Below are 23,579 nucleotides of genomic sequence, written 5' to 3' on the forward strand. Positions count from 1 at the left end.
ATCTGATACGAGTAGAAAAGGGAGAAGATGATGTCAAAAGACAAGGGGCAGGAAGACAAGGGTCACTCTAAACTGAAGCGCAAAGAATACGAGAAGGAGCTGCGCAAGCTGCAGGCCGAGCTCTGCCACCTTCAGGCCTGGGTGAAAGCCAAAGGCCTGAAAGTGATGGTGGTATTCGAGGGCCGCGACGGCGCCGGGAAGGGCGGCACGATTCGCGCCATCACGGAGCGTGTGAGTCCGCGCATATTCCGCGTCGTGGCGCTCCCTGCGCCCTCCGACCGCGAGAAGACCCAGATGTATATTCAGCGTTACATGGCGCATTTCCCGGCGGCCGGCGAAATCGTCATTTGGGACCGCAGTTGGTACAATCGCGTCGGGGTCGAACATGTCATGGGCTTTTGCACCAAAGAACAGTACGAAGGCTTTCTCGAACATGCCCCGATCGTCGAAGGGTATATCACGAGGGCAGGGATCATCCTGATCAAGTACTGGCTCGAAGTGGGCAACGAGGAGCAGGAGCGTCGGTTCGAGGCCCGAGTCGAAGATCCATTGCGCCAGTGGAAGCTCAGCCCCATGGACTTGCCGTCACGCGAGAGGTGGTACGACTACTCCCGCGCACGCGACCGGATGCTGGAGGCCACGGACTCGAAGCATGCGCCGTGGTATCTCGTGCACTCGGATGACAAAAAGCGCGCGCGCCTCAACGTCATGACCCATTTGTTGTCGCTGATTCCCTATGAAAAGCTGCCACGTGAAAAAATAAAGATACCCAAGCGATCGAACAAAGGCAAATACGATGACGAGGCGACGTTGAAGGGCAAACGGTTTATCCCGGAGAAATATTGAGGTTGGGCCCGACCTTCAGCCTTCAGCCTTCAGCCTTCGGACTTCTGGCACTCGTGGGCGACTATTCGAAAATCTTTGGAGGAGACTGACCATGGCCGACTCAGCAAAAGGTGTCCAAGCTCAGAAGATCAACGACGAATCTCGCCGCCTCCAGGAGGCGCGCGACGGCAAGGAGGCATGGAAGAAATGGGGCCCCTACCTGAGCGAGCGCCAGTGGGGCACGGTGCGGGAAGACTATAGCCCTAACGGGGACGCCTGGAATTTCTTCACCCACGATCAGGCCCGCTCGCGCGCCTATCGCTGGGGCGAGGACGGTCTCGCCGGGGTCTCCGATGCCCAACAGCACCTCTGCTTTGCGCTGGCCCTCTGGAATGGGAAAGATCCAATCCTCAAAGAACGGCTCTTCGGGCTCACGAACAGCGAAGGCAACCACGGCGAGGACGTGAAAGAATATTACTTCTACCTCGACAGCACGCCGACACATTCCTACATGAAGTACCTCTACAAGTATCCGCAGGCAGCGTTCCCCTATGCCGATCTGGTGGAGACGAACCGCCGGCGCTCCCGGAATGAAATGGAGTATGAACTGCTCGATACCGGCGTGTTCAAGGACGACCGCTACTTCGACGTCTTCGTAGAATATGCCAAAGACGGCCCGGATGACATGCTGGTACAGATCACTGCGGTCAACCGGGGGCCGGAGCAGGCCGAGCTGCATCTGTTGCCGACTCTGTGGTTTCGCAACGACTGGGCATTTTGGATTGCCCCAGCCAACAGGGCGGCCGGGAGGCCACACCTCAAACAGATCACCCCCCCTCAATCCCCCCCTTACCAAGGGGGGGCACAGGGGGGTATCACTGCGATAGAGGCGCAGCATTCTACCCTGGGCACGTACTATCTGTACTGCGACGGCGAGGCGCCGCTGCTCTTTTGCGATAACACCACGAACAACGACCGGCTCTTTCCCGGCCAGCCCAATACCAGTCTCTACTCCAAGGACGGGATCAATGATGCGGTGGTGCAGGGTCGCCAGAAGGCGGTGAATCCTGAACAGCAGGGCACGAAGGCCTCGGCGCACTACCGGCAGATGGTGGGGCCCGGCCAATCGATGACGGTGCGAGTGCGCCTCACGAACCAGGCCTCTACCGTCCCCTTCGGGCCGGCGTTTGCCAGGACCGTTGCGGCCCGCCTCAAGGAGGCGGACGAATTCTACCGCTCCGTCACCCCGCCGTCCGCCTCCCCGGACGCAGCCAACGTGATGCGCCAGGCTCTCGCCGGTATGCTGTGGAGCAAGCAGTTCTTCTTCTTCGACGGGGATAGCTGGCTGGAGGAGCACCACTCCAACCCCCTCCATGCCGGCTATCAGGCCTCTCGAAACTCGGAATGGTTCCATATGGTCAACAAGGACATCATCTCGATGCCGGACAAGTGGGAATACCCCTGGTACGCGGCCTGGGACCTGGCCTTCCACACGGTCCCGCTTGCGATTGTGGACTCGGACTTCGCGAAAGAGCAGATGCAACTGATGTTTCATGGGCTCTACCTGCACCCCAACGGGCAGATTCCCGCCTATGAATGGAACTTCAGCGACGTGAACCCCCCGGTCCACGCCTTTGCGACCCTCTTCCTCCACCGCGCCGAGCAGGCCCTTGGCCGCGAGATGGACGTAGAATTTCTCAAGTCGTCCTTCAACAAGCTCTTGCTGAACTTCACCTGGTGGGTGAACCGCAAGGACCGGTTCGGCAAGAACGTGTTCGAAGGCGGGTTCCTCGGTCTCGACAACATCGGCATCTTCGACCGGAGCGCTCCGCTGCCTACCGGTGGCCACCTGGAGCAGGCGGACGGCACAGCCTGGATGGCCCTGTTTAGCCAGAACATGGGCGAGCTGGCAGTGGAACTGGTGCCCCACGACCCAGCCTACGAAGAAATGGCGACGAAATTCGTCGAGCACTTCCTCTATATCGCCGCGGGGATGAACAAGTCAGGACCGGAGGGCATGTGGGACGAAGAGGACGGCTTCTACTACGATATGCTGCGGCTGCCGGACGGCAGCGCGCAGCGGCTCAAAGTGCGTTCGATGGTGGGACTGCTGCCTTTGTGCGCCACCTCGGTGACCGAGGCGTGGCAGCGGGAACGCATTCCGAATACGACCGCCGCGTTTCGGGCCCGTGCCCGCCAGATGCCTGAGGTAATGAAGTCCATCCACCCCACCGGCCCGGGGCATTTTGGAGTGAACGAGCGAGGTATCCTGGCCCTGATCAACCAGGATCGGCTGCGCCGGATCCTCACCAAAATGCTTGACGAGCACGAGTTCCTGAGCCCCTACGGCATCCGCTCCCTCTCCAAGTTTCACGAGCAGCACCCGTACATTTTGCATGTCGGAGGCCAGGAGTTCCGGGTGGACTACCTGCCGGCTGAGTCGAACACCGGCATGTTCGGCGGCAACTCCAACTGGCGAGGGCCGGTCTGGATGCCGGTGAACGCCATGATCATCCGGGCGCTCCACAATTTCTATCTCTACTACGGCGACAATTTTACAATTGAATGTCCCACCGGGTCCGGCAAGATGATGAACCTCTTCGAGGTCGCCAAGGACATCGCGGATCGGCTGAGCCGGATCTTTTTGCGTGATGAACAGGGCAAGCGGCCTGTGTATGGCGGGACGGAGAAGTTCCAGTCCGATCCCCACTGGCGCGACCACGTTCTGTTCTATGAATATTTTCACGGCGACAACGGGGCGGGCCTGGGCGCGAGCCACCAGACAGGCTGGACCGGGGTCGTGGCGAGAATGATCCAGATGTATGGGTTGATGGACGCCCAGCGGGCCCTGGAAGGGGGCAAGCGGGCTGTGTTCATGAAAAAGAACGAAAGGAACCTATGAAAGCCTGGAGCAGATATCCCGTCATCTATGAGATCAACACCTGGGTCTGGCTGAGTGAGTTGAGCCGGACACACCGGAGGCCCGTGACCCTGGCCACGGTGCCAGATCAGGAATGGGATGCCCTTGCCGCTCACGACTTCGACGCCGTCTGGTTCATGGGCGTATGGGAACGGAGCCCTGCCGGCATCGCCATTTCGATGAAGAACGGGGGGCTGCTGGAGGATTTCAGGAGAGCCCTCCCTGACTTTTCGTCGGAGGACAATGTCGGTTCGCCCTATTGCGTGCGGCGCTATGTCGTCGACCAGCACCTGGGAGGGCCGGCAGGGCTTGCCGCCGCCAGAAAAAAGCTGGCCGACCGGGGCATGCGACTGATACTGGATTTCGTCCCGAACCACGTGGCGCCGGATCATCCCTGGGTCACGGAGCATCCGGACTATTTCATCCAGGGCAGCACCGACGATCTGGCCCGGAAGCCTGGCGAGTTTTTCCAGGCCGGTGGTAAGGTCCTGGCCCTGGGGAGAGATCCGTACTTTGCGCCCTGGCCTGATGTGGCGCAGCTCAACGGGTTTCATCCGGGATTGCGCGAGGCCATCATCGAGACCGTGGGATCGATTGCCGGGCAATGCGACGGCATGCGCTGCGATATGGCGATGCTGCTCATGACGCCCATCTTCGAGCGCACGTGGGGGCACCGTGCCGGGCCACATCCGGAGAAAGAATATTGGCCGGAGGTGATCCAGGGGGTGCGGAAGCGTTACCCCGATGTTCTCTTTATCGCTGAGGCCTATTGGGATAAGGAATGGGAGCTGCAGCAACAGGGGTTCGACTACTGCTACGACAAACGGCTGTACGACCGGCTGGAACACGACCCTGCGGAACAGGTCCGGCTCCATCTGTGCGCCGACCTGGCGTACCAGGAGAAACTGGTCCGGTTCATCGAGAACCACGACGAGCCGCGCGCCGCAGCGACGTTCTCTTCGGAGAAAGAGCGAGCGGCCGCGATTACGGCGTCAACCCTGCAAGGAGCCAGACTGTTTCACGAAGGGCAGTTCGAAGGACGCCGCGTGAGACTCCCGGTGTTCCTGCGTCGCCGTCCCGAGGAAGTCCCGGACAAGAGTCTCCAGGAATTCTATAAGTCCCTTCTTCAAGCTCTCAGGAGCAAAGATCTCAGGGAAGGGGAGTGGTCATTGTGCGAACGGACCGGCTGGCCGGACAATGACAGCTACCTGAATGTGGTTGCCTGGAGCTGGCATCAGGGGGCAGACCGCCACCTGATCGTCGTGAATCTTTCAGGGGTCCGTTCCCAGACGATGGTCAGGCTGCCGTGGGGAGATCTCGCCGGCCGTTCCTGGCGGTTGAGCGATCCGCTGCAGAAGGCAGTCTATGATCGAGCGGGCGACGACCTTCAAACGGCGGGCTTTTACGCGGACCTGCAGCCCTGGAGCTATCACGTCCTTCACTGCGAGCGCAGTTGATCGAGCCGGATTTGGACGACGGGCTCAGCGAGAGGGACTTGGATGGAAGCAGAATGGATCGAATGGCATTCGCTCATCGGTATCGTGGCGGGATTCGGCACCACCTTTGCTGCCGCTCCGGATTTGATTGCGATGTTCAAGCGAGGGAGCTCCAAAGGCATGAATCCAACCATGGCTGGCATGATGGGCACGTTTCAAATCGTGTGGGTATATTACGGGTTCTTGATCAATTCGATGCCGGTGGTGATATGGAATGTGATCGCGGTGGTGATCAATTTCCTCATGGTGGGCGCGTTTTTTTACTTTGTCCGCAAAGAGAAAATGGCCGGCTTGAGGCAAGGAGTCACGGGTAAAGAACCATAGGCGGGCTAGGCGTGCCGCCGGTCGGTATGCCTGCGCAGACATTGCCGTGGACAGGGCGTAATGACTGAAGAAACCCGATCCGCCGGCGAGTTTGCGGAAGGAGGTCCGGTTCGCGGGTGGCGCGCGGTGTTTCCCCCGGCGCAGTGGCTCGCTGCCTATGGCATTCCGGTGTCGCTCGCCTATGCCTCGCTCGCCGGACTCCCGCCGCAATACGGTATTTACTGCTATCTGGTCGGCGGCCTGTTCTACGCGCTGTTCGGCTCATCGCGCCAGCTTGCGATCGGGCCGACTTCGGCGATCTCGATGCTCGTCGGGGTCACGGTCGCCGGCATGGCACAGGGCGACCCGGGGCGCTGGGCGGACATCGCGGCGCTGACAGCGCTGGTCATGGCCGCCATGTGCGTGCTCGCCTGGCTGCTGCTGGGCGAAAAGCTGCTGCCGGGCCTCCCGGTCGCGCTGTTCGTGGTGGTGATTTCCATCATCGTATTATCGGTCACTCCGCTGGCTGATCTCGGGTTCAACGTCGTCGGCGCGCTGCCGCCTTGCTACTAGAACACTCACTTGGCACAAACGTCTTGGGCAGAGCCAACCGTATTTATGAGGAGCAGCCATGGCAGAACGGCAATTTGATCTCACCCGCGACACCCTCGCGGTCGTGTTCCTGTTCGTGTTGATCGGAGCCTCTGTCTGGATCCTCTTGCCGTTTCTCACCGCGGCCGTGTGGGCGACCATGATCGTGGTCGCTACCTGGCCCCTGCTCTTGATGCTCCAACGCTGGCTGCTGGGGCGGCGGTGGCTCGCCGTGACGGCAATGACGCTCCTGTTGCTGACAATCTTCCTTCTGCCGTTCTTGTTCGCCATCGGCACCTTCATAGAAAACTTCAAGGAGATTACCGCTTGGACGACCTCGCTCGCCACGTTCACGGTACCTCCGCCGCCAGACTGGCTGGGCAAGATCCCGCTGGTCGGTACGAAAGCGGCGTCGCAGTGGCAGCAAATTGCCGAGCTGAGCCGTGAGGAACTGGCGACGCGCCTGTCACCATACCTGGGCGGCGTCTTGCAATGGGTCGCTGCGCAGATCGGGGGGCTCGGCATGTTGCTGGGCCAAATCATCTTGACCGTGCTCATCTCGGCCGTGCTTTACGCTACGGGAGAGTCTGCCGGTGCGATGGCCCTGCGGTTCGGCGCTCGGCTGGCAGAGGAACAGGGAGAGCAGGCCATCCGCCTGGCCGGTCAGGCGATCTACGGGGTGGCGTTGGGGGTAGTGTTAACGGCGTTAGTGCATGCCGTGCTCGCCGGGATCGGCCTGGCGATCGTCGGCGTGCCGTTCGCCGTGATGTTGACCGCGCTGATGTTTTTTTTAGGGATCGTGGAAATCGGGCCTGGTCCCGTGCTGATCTGCGCGGTCGGGTGGCTCTACTGGACTGGCGACACCACGTGGGGGACCGTGTTGCTGGTGTGGACCCTGCTCGTCTCCCCTGTCGATAATATTCTACGACCCATTCTGATTAAGAAAGGGGCGGACCTCCCGCTGTTGCTGATCATCGCCGGTGTGATCGGGGGGATGTTCGCCTTCGGGCTCATCGGGATTTTTGTCGGTCCGGTGATCCTTGCGGTGGCCTACACGCTGTTCACGGCCTGGATCAACCGGGACGGGGCAATTCCCAAGAACCGTGAAGCGTGAGGCGTGAAACGAGGGTCAACCTCGGAGCTAGTCAGTGTCGGACAGGCTCCTAGCAGTCTGCGGAAAAACTCGGTTTGTACACAAAATACCGTGAGAACGCGTTCATGTGGAACTGACGCTCAAGTCGTACAGGATGCTCAAAAAGGCCACTGGTCTCACCCACCCTGCCCCGGCGCGCCGAGACGCGCCGCTCCACAGGCAAGGCCGTAGCGAGCGAACAAAGATAGGTCTTCCAGGCTCGCTTGTGTACGGTATCGAAAGGATGACCCGGATGAGTCCCCCCACTGCGCGCGTCGAACGAGCACATTCATATCGTGCGCGTTCCGCGAGCACAGGGGACTCACCGGGCCATCCTCCCCTCTGCTGGCGGTCTTTTTCAGCATCCTGCGAGGGAGTTCTATTGCTTGGGAACGTCCTGCTGCAGTTCGCTTCGGGCCTTCTCTCCCGCGGCTCGCTGTTGCTCGACCAGCGTATAGGCCACGTAGTACTTGTAGATGTTGGCCACGTAGGTCACCGTCTCCTCCCCGATCCGTTTCGCGGCGATGACCTCGACGTTGTTGAACCAGACGTTCGGATCGAGCCCCTGCTTTTCGGCTTCTTTCCGGAGTTTCTGGACGCGGCCTGGCCCGGCGTTGTACGCGGCAAATGAAAAGAGGGTCTTATTGCGTGGGTCCATCGGCTCGTTTCCGAAGAACTCGTCCCGCATCATGCTGATGTACTTGACGCCGGCGTGGATGTTGGGTTCCACCTGTGAAATGTCGCCGGTGTTCATCTCCTTGCCGGTGGCAGGCATCAGCTGCATCACGCCGATCGCGCCGACATCGCTCTTGGCATCCTGATCGAGCAGGGATTCCTGATAGCCCTGTGCCATCATGAGCAGATAGTCCATGCCGTACTGGGCTCCGTATTTTCGAAAGAACTCGACTGTCGCCTGGTACTTCTTGATCTCGCCGGCCGACGTCGCGGGCTTTACGACCCGTGGGCTGCCGGTGTACTTCTTGACCAGCGCCTTTCCGAAGTCGGTTTTCTGGCCATAGTTCTTCGCGAATGTGGCGATCTCCGCTTTCAGCTTCGGACTGTCTTTGCGGATCATCCAGGCGATGTCGCCTCCCTTGTGCACCACCAGGTCTTCCCGGGGCTTGAGCTTCTTGAACACTTTTGCCCACAGCAATGCCTGATACCGGTTGACGACGATGGTGCCGACGAGTCCCGCATGGACCATTTCCAGCAGATCGTCGTCCTGCAGATCTTCCGGCGCGGCTTTGAGGATGACCGGTGGCTTCTGCTCTTTCGCGAAACGCTCGTTGAGATCTTCGAGATGAGTCCAGTAGCTTGACGATTTGCGGACGAACACTTCCTTGCCGGAAAGATCGTCGAGAGATGCCAGTTCGGGCGACGCCGGTCCCGTCACCACGATTTGTTTGACGCCGCGGAAGAACGGCTCACCGAAATCGACCTGTTCGAGGCGTTCCGGCGTGAGCGTCAGGATACCGGCCGCGATATCGCCGCGGCCTTCCAACAGCCCCGATATCAGCTGGTCGTGCCTCGTCGGGATAATGGTCACAAACGTACGGATATGCTTTCCCTGCGTCTTGTATTTTTCGTTGATTTCTTTCTCGAAGGCCTTGAGGAGTTCATATTCGACGCCGGTCTGACGGGCGCCATTGAGCCAGTACGACGTGCGGGACGGCGCAACCAGGACACGAATCACGCGGCGCTTGATCATCCCGTCGAGGTCCCCCGTCCACGGCTTAAAGGCCAGGGGCTGTGCCAATCCCTGCTTCGGCTGCGATGGTGTGTCTTGTGCGAAGGCGGGGATGACGAGCACGGCGCAGATGCACAGGATGGTCAGAAGAACATGCTTCATGGAGACTCCTCGGTTGGTCTCGTGTGTCTGGTTCATCTGGTTTGTATGGTCTGTTTGGTTTGTCTGGTTTAATCGTTGAACGAAACTAACCAGATAAACAAAACAAACCAGAGCAACCAAAGCAACCAACCAAACCAGAGGAAGGCGAGGCTATCATTGGCCGGTTTACGAAATCAAGGAAGTAGCGGAGAGTGAGGGAGTGGGCGGGGTTTTTATTTGATGTCGTGCATCTCTTGGAGTAGATTTCAGCCACACAAAGCGCTCGTAGAGTAACCAGGAGTCTGGATATGCCCCCAATCGTTGTGCAGAACGAGAAGCTCCTGCCCTACATGACGGACCATTACGATCCGGCGCGTCTGAGACAGCTCCGACGTTTTCTTGAGCGTCAGGGCACGTTCAAGTTGGGGTCGCTTCGCACGCACTTGTTTCCTGCTGCCGTCGTCACTCGTTCAACCAGCCAGAGCGGATACCAGCATGTCTGGGTCCGGGATAACGTCCATGTGAGTCATGCCTTGTATGTCTCCGGTCATGTGCGTGCCGCTGCGCAAACCATGTCCGCCCTGATGCAGTTCTTCGCCCGGCACCGGCACCGGTTTGAGGACATCATCCAGGGGAGAGCCAAGGCTGCCGATCCCATGTCCCGCCCTCATGTCCGCTTCAATGGTGCCACCCTTCAGGAGTCCCGGGAAACGTGGGCCCATGCTCAGAACGATGCGCTCGGCATCTTTCTGTGGATGTACTGCACGCTTGCTTGCGAAGGGGTTGTAAAGCCGCATCGTAAGGAGGTGGAGACTCTGACTCTTTTCCCGCGTTACTTTGAGGCCATTCGCTATTGGGCGGACGAGGACAGTGGGCATTGGGAAGAAGGACGGAAGATCGAAGCCTCAAGTATCGGAGCTGTGGTGGCCGGGCTGGCAAAGCTTCGAGCGTTCTTATCTGAAGGACGCGCAAGCGCAGCTCTCAGTGACCGGAGCCCGCAGATCTCCGACACCTTCCTGAGCACGCTGGAGCGACGTGGACGAAACGAACTCAAGAGGATTCTGCCTTACGAATGTATCCAAACGTCTTCAGCGAAGAAGCGACGATACGACGGCGCGCTCTTATTTCTCATCTACCCCCTTGAGGTTGTGGGAGAGGCGATGGGCAGGCGTATTCTCAAGGACATCGCCGAAAGTCTGGAGGGTCCATATGGAATCAAGCGGTATGTCGGTGATTCCTATTGGGCTGCCGACTATAAGGAGAAATTAGACCCGAACCAACGCACCGTCGATTTCAGCGACAGGGTTGAGATGAGAAATAAACTCCTTGCACCAGGGGAAGAGGCGCAGTGGTGTTTGTTCGACCCCATCATGTCGGCGGCGTACGGCCGAAGATACCAACGTACCGGAAGGGAAGGGGATCTCACCTTACAGACCTACTACTTCAATCGTTCGATTGGCCAGCTTACGGGGAAGGTCAAGGGCATTCGAGAATTCCAATGCCCGGAGGCGTACTATCTTGAGAGAGGAAGATATGTGCCGAACGACCAAACACCGCTCTTGTGGACACAAGCGAACCTGCTCGTGGCCCTCAAGATGATGGAAAAGAGTGTGGCAGGCCGTTGACAAAGTCCGCCAGCAGTGGGAGGGGTGGCCTGGTCGTCCTCCTGCTCGCGGAACGCGCACGATAGGAATGTGCTCGTTCGACGCGCGCAATCGAGGATCGACCAGGCCACCCCCCTGAGAGAGATGGAGTGGGGAAGGAATAGGAATGGACGCGCGCAGTGGAAGATCAATCAGACTCCATCCCTAGAGAGAAAACGAGCAAGCTTGGAGGGGAGCATACATATCGTTCGACGCGCGCAATCGAGGATCGACCAGGCCACCCCCTGAGAGAGATATGGAACGGGGAAAGGCAAGCAGTGACGCACTCTATCCACAATAACGTTTTTTAATTGGACCTTAGCCTGGAACCGTGACGCGAAAGGTGCGAGACCGCCTCACCCGCCCCGCTCTTTCCGTCATCCCCTAACTCAGAACCCAGAACTTAGAACTCAGAACATCTGCGCTCATCCCACCCGTCTCGCTTGAGTCGCACATCGCCTTCGTGATTCTTCCGTAGTTGCATTTCGCCACAGTGCCCTGTTACTAATTGGCGCATAATTCCCTGCTAACGTAGGCAGGACAAGGTGCGACAGGCATATCCATTGCCGAACCGCCTGTTAATCCATGCCTACTGAAACTGTGCTCTTTTTGTCTCATTGGCATCGGAGTTGCTGAATCAGTACGAGAGTTTAGAGAAGTGTAGTAAGGAGACGTCAATGGCCCATCAGCAGAGCCGCGGTTGCCTGCCTAAGGCGGGAGCATCGTGCTGGTTGTTGGTCCTGCTGGCGTTGACGCTCGTCCACTGCAAAGGTGAGACCGCTTCTGCCCCGGCAGCTCCCGTGCGACAGGTCGAAGTCGCCGAAGTGATACAGAAAGATGTGCCGATTTACTCCGAGTGGATCGGCACCACGGACGGCCTTGTGAACGCGGAAATCCGGTCGCAAGTCACCGGATATTTATTGAAGCGGGAATACCGGGAAGGTGGGGCAGTCAAAAAAGGCGACGTCCTGTTTCAGATTGATCCGCGAAAGTTTCAGGCCGCTCTCGGTCAGGCTCAAGGCGATCTCAAGCAGGCGCAGGCGCAGCTCACCAAGACAAAGCTCGATGTGGCGCGGAACGAGCCGCTGGCAAAGGAAGGCGCGATCAGCCAAAAGGAGTTCCAAGATTCCGTGCAGGCCAATCGGGCCGCGGAGGCCTCGGTGGAGTCCGCCAAGGCGGCGGTGGAGCAGGCGAAGCTGAACCTGGAATGGACGAAAATCCTCGCGCCGATCGACGGAGTCGTGGGCATCGCCAAGGCGCAGGTCGGCGATCTGATTGATGCCAACAGCGCGTTGACGTCGATGTCTACTCTCGACCCGCTCCGGGTCTATTTTCCGATCAGCGAACAGGAATACCTCAAGCTCTCAGGGCTGATGGAGCAGCGTTATCAGGAGAAGGTAGATCCCACGATAGCGCGTCAAGATGCCCGCATCGAAATGGTGCTCAGCAGCGGCGACATCTATCCCCACAAGGGGTGGTTTTTCCTCGCGGACCGGCAAGTTGATGTGAAGACCGGCACGATCCGCGTCGCCGCGCTGTTTCCCAACCCCGGGAATGTGATGCGCCCTGGCCAATACGCAAAGGTCCGTGCCTCCGTCACGGTCCGTCAGGGCGCCCTGCTGGTTCCCCAGCGTGCTGTGAGCGAACTGCAGGGCAGCTACCAGGTCGGCGTCGTCACGCCGGAGAACAAGGTGGAGATCCGGCCGGTGACTGTCGGTGAACGCGTCGGCTCGCAGTGGATCATCGCGCAGGGGCTCAAGCCAGGCGAGAAGGTGGTTGTCGAGGGCCTCCAGAAACTGAAAGCCGGCGACTCCGTCCGCCCCCTCCCGTTCGGAGGAACGGAGCCGCAGACAGTACCGGATACGCCTGCCGAGCAACCGAAACCCTCTTCGCAACCAGAACCCTCTGCGCAATCAGAGCCCTCTTCGAAGGACAACTGATGGCCAGGTTCTTCATCAACCGTCCGATCGTCGCGATGGTCATCTCGATCCTCATGACGATCCTCGGCGTCATCGCGATGGTGCAGCTTCCGATCGCGCAGTTTCCGGACATCGCGCCACCGGAAATCCAGCTGCAAGCCACGTATGTCGGGGCCGATGCGGTCGCTCTCGAAAAATCGGTTGCCACTCCCATCGAGCAGATGATGAGCGGGGTGGACAACATGATCTATATGTATTCGGTGAACGCAAGCAACGGCCAGATGACCCTGCGGGTGGATTTCGACCTCAACACCAGGCCGAACGACGACCAGATCCTGACGCAGATGCGCTACACGCAGGCCGAATCCCAGTTGCCGCAGGAAGTGCGCAATTTCGGGGTCACGATCAAGAAATCCACGACCAGTCCACTTGCCATATTCGCGGTCTATTCGCCAAACGGCACCTACGACGCCAAATTCCTGGCCAACTATGCCTATGTCAACATCAATGATCCGATGACCCGTGTGCCGGGCATCGGCCAGGTGACAATCTTCGGGGCCGGTCAATATGCCATGCGTTTCTGGGTGCGCCCGGACCAGTTGTCCAAACTGGGGATCACCGTGACGGAGATTCTCAACGCCATCAAGGCCCAGAACACTGTGAACCCCGCCGGCCAGGTCGGCATGGAGCCGGTGCCGCCAGGACAGGAGTTCACGTACACCGTACGCGCGCAGGGCCGATTGGAGACGGAAGAAGAATTCGGGAACATTGTGGTCCGGGCCAACCCGGACGGCTCCATGGTTCGGTTGAAGGATGTGGCCAGGGCCGAACTCGGCGCGCAGATGTACAACATGATCGGCCGGATGAACGGGAAACCTGCCGCCCTCGTCTTAATCTACCAACTGCCGGGGTCCAATGCGATTCAGACGATGGATGCGGCCACGAAGCTGATGCAGGAGATGAAAGGGCGCTTCCCGGCAGATCTCGACTATGTGACCTCGCTCGATACGACGCAGGCAGTGCGAGAGGGGATCAACGAGATCGTGCATACCCTCTTCGAGGCCCTCGTTCTCGTGATTATCGTCGTGTATATCTTCCTCCAGGGCTGGCGCGCCACGCTGATCCCGTTGTTGGCCGTGCCGGTGTCGTTGATCGGCACGTTCATGCTGTTCCCGATGCTCGGATTCTCGATCAACACCCTGTCCCTTTTCGGTCTCGTGCTCGCCATCGGACTGGTCGTGGACGACGCCATCGTCGTGGTCGAAGCGGTCGAGCACCACATCGACCATGGCTTGTCGCCGAAGGAGGCGAGTCTCAAGGCCATGGAACAGGTGTCAGGGCCTGTGGTGGCCATTGCGCTCATCCTGGCCGCTGTGTTCGTGCCCACTGCCTTCATTCCCGGTATTACGGGAAGGCTCTATCAACAATTCGCTGTCACCATCGCCCTGTCCGTGCTCATCTCGGCGTTCAACGCGCTCACCCTCAGCCCGGCTCTCTCAGCCCTCTTACTCCGACCGAAGAAACCGGCGCGGGGTCCGCTCGGTTGGTTCTTCGGATGGTTCAACCGGGGGTTCGGCCGCGTCACCAATGGCTACGTGAGTGCCTGCGGTCATCTCATTCGTAAAGCCTGGTTCTCGATGCTGCTGCTTCTGGGATTCGCCGTCGTGTCCGGTTGGCTGGGGGGTCAATTACCGACCGGGTTTCTTCCGCTCGAGGACCAGGGCTATGTGTTCCTGAATGTCCAGCTGCCTGAGGCATCCTCTCTCCAGCGAACGGACCAGCTCACCAAACAGATCGAGACTATTCTCCAAGACACGCCGGGCATCAAATATGCCACCAGCATCGTCGGCTTTAGCCTGTTGAGCACGGTCAGTACCACCTACAATGCGTTTTTATTCGTCACGCTCGACCCCTGGGAAGAGCGCAAGAAACCCGAAGAGCAGCTCCTGCCGATTTTCAAGAAGGTCAACGCACGACTGGCTGAGTTGCCTGAGGCCAAGGCTTTCCTGTTTCCGCCGCCCGCGATCCCCGGGGTCGGCACGTCCGGCGGCGTGACGTTTATCCTGGAAGACCGCGCTGGAAAGGATATCGATTTCCTGGCGGAGAATACTCAGAAGTTCATGGAGGCCGCCAGGAAGCGTCCTGAGATTTCGAGAATCGATACGACCTTCATCCCCGAAGTGCCACAAGTATTCGCCAAGGTGGATCGCGATAAGGTGCTCAAGCAGGGAGTGAGCCTCTCTGACGTCTACCAGACGCTGCAGGCCTTTATGGGCGGCGTGATGGTGAATTACTTCAACCGGTTCGGTCGCACCTGGCAAGTGTATGTGCAGGCGGAAGGAGAATTCCGCACGGAAGCCGAAAACGTCGGACAATTCCATGTCCGCAACAGCGCCGGGGATATGGTTCCGCTCTCTACGCTGGTGACAATGGAGACCTCCCACGGACCCGAGTTCACGATCCGCTACAACGGGTACCGTTCCTCGCAAATGCTTGTGGGGACCAACACGGGCTACAGCTCTGGCCAGGGGATGAAGGCGTTAGAGGAAGTCTTTGCGGAAACGATGCCGTCGGGCATGGGGTTCGATTACATGGGCATGTCGTTCCAGGAGAAAGTGGCTTCCGAAGGCGTGCCGGCCAGCGTGATTTTCGGGTTCTCTCTACTTTTCGTCTTTTTGATTCTTGCGGCGCAGTATGAAAGCTGGGGCTTGCCGTTCAGCGTTCTTCTCGTCACACCGATCGCCGTCTTTGGGGCATTCGGCGCCTTGTGGCTTCTCAAGCTTGTGGCTCCTCAGGCAAGCGAGAACGACGTGTTTACCCAGATCGGCCTGGTGATGCTGATCGGACTGTCCGCCAAGAACGCGATCCTCATCGTGGAGTTTGCGAAAGTCGAGTATGAGGGAGGAAAGTCCCTCATGGACGCAGCCCTGGCTGCAGCCCAAGTGCGGCTCCGGCCTATTCTCATGACGGCCTTCGCCTTCATCCTCGGCGTCGTCCCCCTTGTTCTGGCCACAGGAGCCGGAGCGCATGGACGGGTCCTCCTTGGTCTCGCCGTCTTCGGCGGCATGCTGACCTCGAGCGTCATCGCGATCTTCCTCATCCCGGTTTCCTTTTATTTCGTGGAGAATCTGCTGCATCGTGGCGGGAAACATGAGAAACCAAAACCTGGCGGACCTGCGCCAGGGGCCCCCGAGAAGACCGGCGATGGAGAACTCTCCCATCCGATCCCGCGCCCGGTGCTGTCGCCAACCCCTGTACCAGAAGGCGGAAGTTACGGAGGAGGTCACTGAGATGATGCACTCGGAGCGAGACAGGCGGGAAGAGGAAGGGTTGATCTGGTTTATCTGGTCTGTCTTGTCCATCTGGTTAGTCTCGTTCAACCAAACAAACCAAATAGACCAAACAAACAAGAGAGACCAGCTGAGTCTCGCGTTTCACGGGGCACGGTCTGCTGTGCGCTTGTGTATATATATAATGGTAGTGGCCGCAGGTGTGTCATTTGTGCTACAGGGCTGCATGATGGGCCCGGATTACAAACGGCCGGAGACGCCGCAAGCCGACTCCTGGCGTGTGTCGCCCTCCACCTCGGAATCCATGGCTAACCTGCCCTGGTGGGAATTGCTCAAGGATGAGACGTTGCAGCAGTTGATCCGCACCGCTCTGATGGAAAACCTGGACCTCCAGATCGCCACCGCAAACATTGATCAATTTCAAGCCCAGCTCACGATCGCCAAGTTCGACCTCATTCCGTCTTTCTCATACCAGGGCACCGCTTTCGGCTTTCGGAACACGAACACCTCATCCTTCCCGGCTGGCGGCGGCGCGGTTTCAACCAGTCAGAAAAACGGGTTGTCACTCAACTATGAATCCATCGGCGTCGGCCTCAAGTGGGAACTGGATATATGGGGGCGCATCCGCCGCTCGATCGAGGCGGCCCGCGCGCAATTGCTGTCGAAACAGGAAAATCAGCGGGTCGTGATCCTGAGCCTGGTCAGTGGTGTCGCGGAGAGCTATTTCGACCTCCGCGCCCTGGATCTGCAGATAGATATCGCCAAGCGGACGCTGAAGGCCTGGGATGAGTCGGTCAGGATTTCGAAGCTTCGCTATCAGCAGGGCGACATTCCCAAGCTTGATCTCGACCGGTTCGTGGCGGAGCGGGCCGGCGCCGCGGCTCAGCTGGCCGATCTGGAAAGGCAGGTCGTCCAGCGGGAGAACCAGATCAGCGTGCTGCTGGGACACAAGCCCTCGGCAGTTCCACGGGGACGTCTGCTTATCGAGCAGCCCATGCCCCCGGACGTGCCGCCAGGCCTGCCCTCCGAGCTGCTTCAGCGGCGGCCTGACATCATGAAAGCCGAGCAGGACCTGGTGGCAGCATCGGCCAACATCGGCGTGGCGCAGGCGGCTCGGTTTCCTCAACTGTCAATCACCGGCGATATGGCCGGAAACAGTCTCACGGTGGATTCGAACTCCACCAAGCCCTATGCAACGTTCAAAGGCAACGCTTCGCTGACCGGACCGATCTTCAACGCAAGTGCGCTCGGGTATCAGGTGAAGGCCGCCGAGGCGCAGGGTAACCAGGCCATCGCACAGTATCTCAAGACGATCTTACAGGCGCTTCAGGAAGTCGAAGACTCGCTGATCAGTGTGCAGAAAACCCGCGAGCAGCGCGAGGCGCTGGAGCAGCAGGTGGAGGCGTTACAGTCCGCGTTGCGGCTGGCAGACCTGCGCTACCAGGGTGGCCGAGCCAGCTATCTTGACGTGCTGACCGCCCAGCGCGCCCTGTTTGATGCGGAGCTGTCCCTGGCGCGGACGCGCCGCAATCAACTGGTCTCGGTCGTTCAACTCTATAAGGCTCTTGGAGGAGGGTGGTCTCCCGGCCCAGCCGCGCCAGGGCAGGAGACCGAAGGGATGCGCGGGGGAACCGCCAAACCGGTCGAATCACCTACGGTGAGACCCGTTGCTCGGTAGCGGTGGTATCAGTGAGACGGGCGAGACCGCCGCGCGCGGCTTGCCGGGTTGTGCATTTGATATCGTCTATCTGGTTGGGTTATTCTCTTAAGGGGAATCTGGTTGCTCTGGTTTGTTCAGTTCATCGAGTGAGTTTTGTTGAACCAAACAAACGAGATAGACCAAATAAACCAGACAGACGAGATAGACAAGACAGACCAAATAGACGAGACAGACCAGACATATGACGCCGCACACGCTTACCGCCTGTCATGAATGCGATCTCTTGCAACAGGAGCCGATCCTCCCGCCTGGTGGCGTCGCCTGTTGCCCGCGCTGCGGCGCGGTGCTCTTTCGTGACATCCCTGACAGTATCGACCGCGGACTCGCCTTTACGCTCGGAGCGGCGTTCCTGTTCATTATTGCCAATGTGTTTCCGATCGTCGGCTTGGAGGCGGCGGGCATTAGAAGCGCGACGAGTCTCTATGGGGCGGTCGAGACCATCTGGAAGAGTGATATGGAAGGCGTGGCCGCACTGGTGTTCATCACGACCATTCTGATCCCTGCCGTGGAACTGTCTCTGATGCTGTATGTGCTCTTGCCGTTGAAGCTGGGGCAGATGCCGCAGGGATTGGCCACGATTCTCCGGATTTTGCAGTCGGTGCGGCCGTGGAGCATGACGCAGGTGTTCATTCTCGGCGTGCTCGTCGCGCTGGTGAAACTCGTGCACCTCGCGCATGTCGTGCCGGGAGTCGCCCTCTGGTCGTTCGGGGGCCTCATTCTCTTACTCACAGGCGCCATCGCTTCATTCAATGTGCATGACCTGTGGAGCATGGTGAAGGAGGACGAGTGAACGAGTCGGCTGTCACGGCGAGCCAGTTGGGATTGTGCACCTGTCATGGGTGCGGCAGCTTATCGCGGCTGGCTGCCGGGAGCCACGATGTGTGCTGCCGGCGGTGCGGCGCCGCGCTTCATCTCCGCAAGCCTGACAGTATCGCGCGGACCTGGGCCCTTCTCATTGCCGCCTATATTCTCTACGTGCCGGCAAACGTCCTGCCGATGATGCGTACAGGCTCGTTGTTCGGCGCTCAATCCGACACCATCATGAGCGGTGTCGTGTACCTCTGGCACTCGGGTTCGTGGCATATCGCGTTGGTGGTCTTTATCGCGAGCATCGTGGTACCCTTGGCCAAGATGCTTTCTCTTACCTATCTTCTCATCTCGGTACAGCTGGGGTGGACGACACGGTCGCTGGAACGTACGAAACTCTACCGGATTCTTGAATTCGTCGGCCCCTGGTCGATGCTGGATGTGTATGTGGTCTTGATTCTCGTGGCGCTCGTCCAACTGAAAGGGCTCGCGTCGATTCAACCCGGCATGGCGGTGGCGGCGTTCGGCGCCGTGGTGGTCCTGACGATGTTTGCCGCGATGGCGTTCGACCCGCGGCTGCTCTGGGAGCCGAAAGAGAGGCATCATGTTTGAAGGATCGCGCGGACCTGATCTCTCGGACATTCCGTCAGCGGTTGCCAGGCCTAAGCGGAAGTCGTCGCCTCAACTCATCTGGCTGATTCCGATCGTGGCTGTCCTCATCGGAGGCTGGCTGGCAGTCAAAACGATCCTCGAGAAAGGGCCCACGATCACCATCACCTTTAAGACGGCGGAAGGCATCGAGGCAGGCAAGACCAAAGTCAAGTATAAGAACATCGATATCGGCGAGGTAAAATCTGTCGGTTTCTCCAAGGATCTGGAGAACATCGTGTTGACGGTGGAGATGAATAAGGGGGCAGCGCCTCATCTCGTGGAGGATGTCCGGTTCTGGATCGTCAAGCCGAGGATCTCGGGCGGTCAGGTGTCGGGGATCGGGACGCTCTTCTCCGGGTCCTACATCGAGATGGATCGCGGCAAGTCCTCGACCAGGCGGGAGCATTTTGAAGGCCTGGAAATACAGCCGGCCGTCACCGGCGACATGCCGGGCCGCCAGTTCGTTCTCCATGGCAAAGAGCTCGGGTCGCACGACGTCGGGACACCGGTCCTGTTTCGGCGCATTCAAGTGGGGAAGGTAGCGGTCAATGAGCTGAACCAGGACGGCTCGGGCATCACGCTGAAAGTCTTCGTCGAGTCGCCGTATGACAAGTTCGTGAACGCCAACACGCGCTTCTGGGACGTGAGCGGCATTGACATCACCGCCGATGCGTCCGGCGTCAAGGTCAATACCGAGGGGCTGATGGCCATCCTGCTCGGCGGCGTGGCCTTCGAATCGCCGGCCGGGTCAGAGGCGTTGCCTGAAGCCGACCCCGATACGGTCTTTCCTCTGTTTCCTGATCGCTCCGCTGCCATGAAGCAGCCGGAGCGCGAGACGCTGGTGTTTACCATGTATTTTGAGGAATCACTGCGCGGGTTGACGGTGGGGGCTCCCGTTGAGCTCAACGGAGTGGCGATCGGTGAAGTGAAAAGCATCTTGACGGGATACGACAGCCAGTCTGGGCGATTCCGTTTCCCGGTTGATGTAGCGATCTTTCCGGGACGTCTCCGGGCGCTGAGCCGAGAAAAGATAGCAGATCCGACTCCGGCTGAACAGAAGGCCAGGATCGACAAAATGATTGAAGTGGGGCTTCGCGCGCAAATGAAGACCGGGAGTCTCCTGACCGGACAGATGTATATTACGCTCGGCATGTTCCCCGATGCCGCTCCGGCCAAAATCAATTGGGCGACGAGCCCTCCGGAGTTTCCGACCCAACCAGGCATGATGATCGAATTGCAAGCCACCTTGATGAACATTTCGAAGAAATTGGAGCACATGCCGATCGATAAAATCGGCGGAGATCTGCGCACAACGCTGCAATCGCTGAACCGCACGCTGGTTGGCGCGGAGCAAATGGTGAAACGGATGGATAAAGAGGTCGCGCCGGCGGCCAAGTCCGCCTTGGAAGACGCGCGGCGTCTGCTGATCACGACCGAACAGACGTTGGCCTCCGATTCCCCGCTGCAGCAGGATCTCCGGACGTCGCTGCGGGACCTATCGAGGGCCGCGCAATCGCTCCGCGAACTGACTGAATTATTGGAGCGTCAACCTGAATCGTTGATTCGTGGGAAGAAGGAGAGCAAACGGTGAGATACGGATACCTGTGGTCGGTGGCTCTATTCCTGGCGATCTCGTCGCTCACCGGCTGCCTCGGTTCGCCAAGAGAAACATACTATACGCTCAGCGCCGGCGCAGCGGTCAATCCGGCAACTTCGGCAAGCGGCGAGTCTGCCTACAGCATTGCGGTGGGGTCCATCACGCTGCCGGAGGTCGTTGATCGTCCTCAGTTTGTGCTTCGAACCGGCCCGAATGAGGTCAGCATTGTGGAATTGCATCGCTGGGCCGGGCCGCTCAGGAGTGAAATTCCACGTATTATTGCGGACAATCTGGCTGCCGAATTGAACGTGAAACGGGTGGCGGCCCATCCACAAAGTGCAGGGGATAATGCCGATTATCGAGTCCTCGTAGACATCCAACGATTCGACTCGACCATGGGGGAGTCGGTGACTATCGATGCCCTCTGGACCGTCAAGCGTGTCTCCGATGGAGTCCTGCGCACAGGCCGCTCGACGGCCCGGGAATCCGGTAGCGGCGGGAGCTATGATGCGTTGGCCGCTGCACACAGCCGTGCCTTGGCGACGATCAGCCGAGAAATTGCCGAAGCCATCCGTGCCTTCGGTCCCCTACCTCAGAAATAACCCGTTCCTGTTATTTGGTTTGTTTGGTTTGTTTTGTTTATTTGGTTGAACGAAACTAACCAGATGAACCAAATCAACCAGATACACAAAACACACCAGACAGACCAGACAACAGTCCACATACAGTGGCGAACTTTTTCAGCATTGTGCTAAGCCAAGACCGTTGCAATGAGCATCTCAATGTCTTGCAGACATCATCGTGAGGAATGAGGGCGGTTATGCGTTACGGAAAACATTTTACAGTGTCTACGTTGTTCTTCGGTCTGATTATAATGTCCATAACAATTTCCACGCTGGCTCAACAAACGCCGGCGAATGACTCTTGGCTTGACCGCCCGTTTGTGAACTGGAACAGACAAGCCGGAAGTCTCCCGGAATTGCCCCAACCGTCGGCGGCGCAAGGTGAATCTGCGATGACAAACAGATGTCGTGCGCAGGTGCGTCAGCCTGCAACTGCGGCGGAAAGAGCCTTGGTTCGGCGCGGGTGGATGCTGTACGGCCCGGTGCAGAGTTACGAGATGACGAACATTGTCACGGCGCTGTCGGGGTTTGACGGAATGTGCCGCCCGCTCGGATTCCAGGCTTTTGTGTACTGGGAAGGCAGGTATGCCGGAACGCTCTCGCCCCTGCTGATGAACTCGCGCACGAACGATTCGCTCACAGGTATTCATCTTATCAGCGCAACAAGCATCATGGCAGATTTTGTTCGATACACCGAATCTGACGCGCTCTGCTGTCCATCGAGAACAAGCTCTGTACTGTATGATCTCAGGCGCGACGACATTCCCACCCTCACGCCCAAGAGCGTCACGCATCGCGCGACGTGCCCGACAAGCCAGCCGGGTAATCCAGGCCCTGACGGCACGATGGCTTCGCTGTTCAAGAAAAAGTGGGCGTTGACCCAGATAAGAGAACGCAGGTTCGACGCGGGCGAGCCCTATATCGAATTTGACCGTGAACAAGTGCGCTTCTCCGGCTCAAGCGGGTGCAATCGCTTCACCGGCATATTTGAGATGGACGGTGCCATATTGAGACTGTCGCGTATTGCCAGTACGAAGCGGCCGTGTCTCGATGCTGACGCGCAGCAGGTTGAGACGGATTTATTGCAATTGTTGGAGTCGACAACTCGCTTCGAGGTTCAAGGAAAAACGCTGCGCTTGTATGTAAACGAGGACGTAGTTCTTGTTTTCGGAGTAGTTGAAGGAAATGGCATGGGGCAGTCTTGAACCGACCCCCGCCGAATTCCTGATCCCTATCAAATCTGGAGAGGGGTCGAGGAAGGGCGAGAAATATCTCTAGAAAGGTCAAGAAAAATTTTCACAAAACTCTCTCCCCAGCTTCTGTGGATAACCTTGTTCATAAGTCTCTCCGCCCATCAATTTCCTGCCACTTTCTCGGCTGAAATACGTCTTTGCCTATAAATTAGGCATTGGTTTAATCCTGGGCACGACCACAAGATATGGTGGTCCTAAGGGTTAAACCTAAAAGAAACACCAAATACTAGATCTTTGTTGGTGTTTACTGGTCCGTGCGACGGATTGTCTATCCTATCGCGGTATCTCGCGCATGGTTATGCACAGGCTTAACGCCAGACTGGGCTTTCAGCTTCATTATTAGGACTCCAATAAGAGGGCTTGACAGTCGAATGTAATGTGTGTAACCATTGGTTACATCATGAGGCCGACAGAGCTTAAACGAGTGCGAGAACAGTTGGGACTGACGCAACAGCAACTGGCTGACACGTTGCGGACGACGCGCGTGTCGGTGGCCCGTTATGAAGCAGGGATGAGGCGCATTCCTGGACTGGTGAAAGTGGCAATCGACCAACTCGTCCGATCGCCAGAAGTTCCCATGGCAGGATTAGTGGCAGCTGGTTCACCAATTGAGCCAGTCCCCCAGTCCGAATTGATCGATGTTCCGCCCAGCATGTTGCGGGGTGGAAATACGTTTGCGCTCCGCGTCAAAGGAGAATCCATGAAAGATGACGGCATTCTCCCCGGTGATCTTGTGGTGGTGCGGAAACAGGAGACGGCCAGGAACGGGCAGACCATCGTCGCGCTGGTCAATCATGACGCGACGATCAAGATCTACTTCAAGAAGGACTCGCACATTGAACTGCATCCGGCAAATGCGGCGATGCAGCCGATACTCGTGAGACCTTCGGATATATTTCATATTGAGGGGCTTCTCATCGGAGTGATTCGTCATTGTACGGTCTAACATCTTGCAGAAAAACTATGTCGCGGCTTCACGCG

16 protein-coding genes and 1 pseudogene are annotated in these 23,579 nt (G+C 58.5%); 16 read left to right on the plus strand and 1 reads right to left on the minus strand.

Annotation, left to right across the window (positions count from 1 at the left end; translation table 11 throughout):
* Positions 1–30: 30 nt before the first annotated feature.
* The 6 genes and pseudogenes from ppk2 (at position 31) to ydiK (ending at position 7,249) form a co-directional block, all read left to right on the plus strand.
* Positions 31–846, plus strand: coding sequence for a polyphosphate kinase 2 (ppk2, locus tag HZB34_04670; GenBank protein ID MBI5315244.1), 816 nt, complete (start codon positions 31–33; stop codon positions 844–846).
* Positions 847–937: 91 nt separating this feature from the next.
* A complete protein-coding gene (locus HZB34_04675; GenBank protein MBI5315245.1) occupies positions 938–3,727 on the plus strand; it encodes a glucosidase in 2,790 nt (929 codons plus the stop codon).
* Positions 3,724–5,202, plus strand: a complete 1,479-nt coding sequence (locus tag HZB34_04680) for an alpha-amylase (protein ID MBI5315246.1) — start codon at positions 3,724–3,726, stop codon at positions 5,200–5,202. The genes HZB34_04675 and HZB34_04680 overlap by 4 nt, the downstream gene beginning before the upstream one ends.
* Positions 5,203–5,244: 42 nt before the next feature.
* Positions 5,245–5,565 carry a hypothetical protein gene (locus HZB34_04685; GenBank protein MBI5315247.1) on the plus strand — a complete coding sequence of 107 codons (321 nt, stop codon included), beginning with the start codon at positions 5,245–5,247 and terminating at the stop codon, positions 5,563–5,565.
* Positions 5,566–5,625: 60 nt separating this feature from the next.
* A pseudogene (locus HZB34_04690) lies at positions 5,626–6,105 on the plus strand (hypothetical protein).
* A gap of 70 nt (positions 6,106–6,175) precedes the next feature.
* The gene (gene ydiK / locus HZB34_04695; protein MBI5315248.1) at positions 6,176–7,249 is read left to right on the plus strand and encodes an AI-2E family transporter YdiK; all 1,074 of its coding nucleotides are present in this window, start codon (positions 6,176–6,178) and stop codon (positions 7,247–7,249) included.
* Between the two features lie 397 nt (positions 7,250–7,646).
* Here ydiK and HZB34_04700 read toward each other — a convergent pair whose 3' ends face one another.
* On the minus strand, positions 7,647–9,116 hold the full coding sequence (locus tag HZB34_04700; protein MBI5315249.1) for a transporter substrate-binding domain-containing protein: 1,470 nt from the start codon (positions 9,114–9,116) through the stop codon (positions 7,647–7,649).
* 287 nt (positions 9,117–9,403) lie between these two features.
* On the opposite strand from HZB34_04700, the gene HZB34_04705 reads away from it, so the two are divergent.
* The 10 genes from HZB34_04705 (at position 9,404) to lexA (ending at position 23,544) form a co-directional block, all read left to right on the plus strand.
* Complete coding sequence (locus HZB34_04705; GenBank protein MBI5315250.1) at positions 9,404–10,720, plus strand: phosphorylase kinase; 1,317 nt, start codon at positions 9,404–9,406, stop codon at positions 10,718–10,720.
* A 695-nt stretch (positions 10,721–11,415) separates the two neighbouring features.
* Positions 11,416–12,678, plus strand: coding sequence for an efflux RND transporter periplasmic adaptor subunit (locus HZB34_04710; GenBank protein MBI5315251.1), 1,263 nt, complete (start codon positions 11,416–11,418; stop codon positions 12,676–12,678).
* Complete coding sequence (locus HZB34_04715; protein MBI5315252.1) at positions 12,678–15,947, plus strand: multidrug efflux RND transporter permease subunit; 3,270 nt, start codon at positions 12,678–12,680, stop codon at positions 15,945–15,947. The genes HZB34_04710 and HZB34_04715 overlap by 1 nt, the downstream gene beginning before the upstream one ends.
* 184 nt (positions 15,948–16,131) lie before the next feature.
* Complete coding sequence (locus tag HZB34_04720) at positions 16,132–17,625, plus strand: efflux transporter outer membrane subunit (GenBank protein ID MBI5315253.1); 1,494 nt, start codon at positions 16,132–16,134, stop codon at positions 17,623–17,625.
* A gap of 223 nt (positions 17,626–17,848) precedes the next feature.
* Complete coding sequence (locus HZB34_04725) at positions 17,849–18,457, plus strand: paraquat-inducible protein A (protein ID MBI5315254.1); 609 nt, start codon at positions 17,849–17,851, stop codon at positions 18,455–18,457.
* Positions 18,454–19,086: a paraquat-inducible protein A gene (locus tag HZB34_04730; GenBank protein ID MBI5315255.1), complete on the plus strand. Its 633-nt coding sequence runs from the start codon at positions 18,454–18,456 to the stop codon at positions 19,084–19,086. Before HZB34_04725 ends, HZB34_04730 begins: the two co-directional genes overlap by 4 nt.
* Positions 19,079–20,716, plus strand: coding sequence for an MCE family protein (locus HZB34_04735; protein ID MBI5315256.1), 1,638 nt, complete (start codon positions 19,079–19,081; stop codon positions 20,714–20,716). Before HZB34_04730 ends, HZB34_04735 begins: the two co-directional genes overlap by 8 nt.
* Complete coding sequence (locus HZB34_04740) at positions 20,713–21,324, plus strand: membrane integrity-associated transporter subunit PqiC (protein ID MBI5315257.1); 612 nt, start codon at positions 20,713–20,715, stop codon at positions 21,322–21,324. The genes HZB34_04735 and HZB34_04740 overlap by 4 nt, the downstream gene beginning before the upstream one ends.
* Positions 21,325–21,665: 341 nt before the next feature.
* Positions 21,666–22,550 carry an META domain-containing protein gene (locus tag HZB34_04745; GenBank protein ID MBI5315258.1) on the plus strand — a complete coding sequence of 295 codons (885 nt, stop codon included), beginning with the start codon at positions 21,666–21,668 and terminating at the stop codon, positions 22,548–22,550.
* A 448-nt stretch (positions 22,551–22,998) separates the two neighbouring features.
* The gene (lexA, locus tag HZB34_04750; protein MBI5315259.1) at positions 22,999–23,544 is read left to right on the plus strand and encodes a repressor LexA; all 546 of its coding nucleotides are present in this window, start codon (positions 22,999–23,001) and stop codon (positions 23,542–23,544) included.
* Positions 23,545–23,579 lie beyond the last annotated feature (35 nt).

The organism is Nitrospirota bacterium, from assembly GCA_016219645.1.
Lineage (GTDB): Bacteria > Nitrospirota > Nitrospiria > Nitrospirales > Nitrospiraceae > Palsa-1315.